Here is a 1,474-nt window from a genome sequence, read left to right on the forward strand (position 1 = left end):
ACGGCGGATTCTCGTGGTCCTCGCAACACCTGGTGACCTATGTGGTCGTCAGTAGATCACGCAGGCGCTCGGCTGGTTTCTTCCAGCCGAGCGTTTTGCGTGGTCGGGCGTTGAGTTGCTGGGCGACATGCTCGAGGTCTTGTGGGCTGTGGACGGTGAGGTCGGTGCCCTTGGGGAAGTACTGGCGCAGCAGGCCGTTGGTGTTCTCGTTCGATCCGCGCTGCCAGGGCGAGTGGGGGTCGCAGAAGTAGACCGGGACCCCGGTCGCGATGGTGAATTGCTTGTGTGCGGCCATCTCGCAGCCTTGGTCCCAGGTCAACGACCCGCGCAGGTGCGTGGGCAGTGTGGTGATCAGCGAGACGAGGACGTCTCGAACCTCTTCGGCGGTGTGTCCGCCGGGCAGGTGCCCGAGCATCACGTACCGGGTCGAGCGCTCGACCAGCGTGACGATCGCTGACTGGGATCGGGTGCCGACGATCAGGTCCCCTTCCCAGTGCCCGGGAACAGCCCGATCGTTGGCTTCGGCAGGGCGTTCGGAGATCATCATCATCTCCTCGACGAACCGTGGCGTACGTTGATCGGGTTGCCGGTGGGGTCGACGTCGGATGCGTCCGGTGCGCAGCGCGTGCTCGACCTCGCGTCGCAGCCCGCCGCGGGCCTGTACGTAGATCGCTTGGTAGATCGTCTCGGTGCTCACTCGCATGCTCTCGTCGGTCGGGAACTCCTCGACTAGAGCGTGGCAGATCTGCTCGGGCGACCACCGCTCCTGGAGCCTGGCGGCGACGTACTCACGCAACGGGCCGTCCTGGGCGAGCTTCGATGCCTTGGGCCGGGACCGGCTGGTGGCCCAGGCCCGCTGCGCTGCGTGTGGCCGGTAGACGCCTTCGACCGTGCGAGCCTCGATCTCCCGCTTGATCGTGGACGCGGGCCGGCCCAAGGCCCGCCCGATCGCCCGTAAGGAGAGATTCTGGCCGCGGAGGTCGGCGATCGCCTCTCGCTCGACAACGGTCAGGAAGCGCGGGTGCAGATCCGCCTCGACCACCGAGAGCGATGGCCCGCAGGCAGGATCGATGAACGTCGTCACACCTGTCTTGTAGTCGATCCTGCGGCCATCGGGATACACGCGCTTGCTGTTGCTCCTGCGCACCCCGCGGTCCCAGTCCCTGGCCGTGCGTTCGTGGACGCCGACCTGCACCGCAGCAGCACGCCGCGAGACCCCAGCTGAACGAAGCCGGTCGTACTCCCCGCGGCGCGGATGCGGGCCAGCACCTGACCGCCCGCGACCGACAAGACCAGCCCTGCGCACCCAACCGAACGCCGTGTTCAGATTCACCCCCACCCCGCGCGCCGCCACCGAGACATTGTCGTCCTCACGAGCCAACGCCTCGAAGAACAACGCCTTCAACTCCCCAGAAACCACGATCCCCACAACTCCCTGAAACTCAAGGTGTTGCGGGGATCGCTAGAACCCGCC

The 1,474-nt window shown here is 66.6% G+C and carries 1 protein-coding gene; it reads right to left on the reverse strand.

Features of this window, described 5'->3' with window-relative positions; translation table 11 throughout:
* Positions 1-37: 37 nt before the first annotated feature.
* Complete coding sequence (locus tag H9623_RS19100) at positions 38-1,195, reverse strand: IS30 family transposase (protein ID WP_321575557.1); 1,158 nt, start codon at positions 1,193-1,195, stop codon at positions 38-40.
* Positions 1,196-1,474: the final 279 nt, after the last annotated feature.

The sequence above is a fragment of the Oerskovia douganii genome (assembly GCF_015142735.1).
Lineage (GTDB): Bacteria > Actinomycetota > Actinomycetes > Actinomycetales > Cellulomonadaceae > Oerskovia > Oerskovia douganii.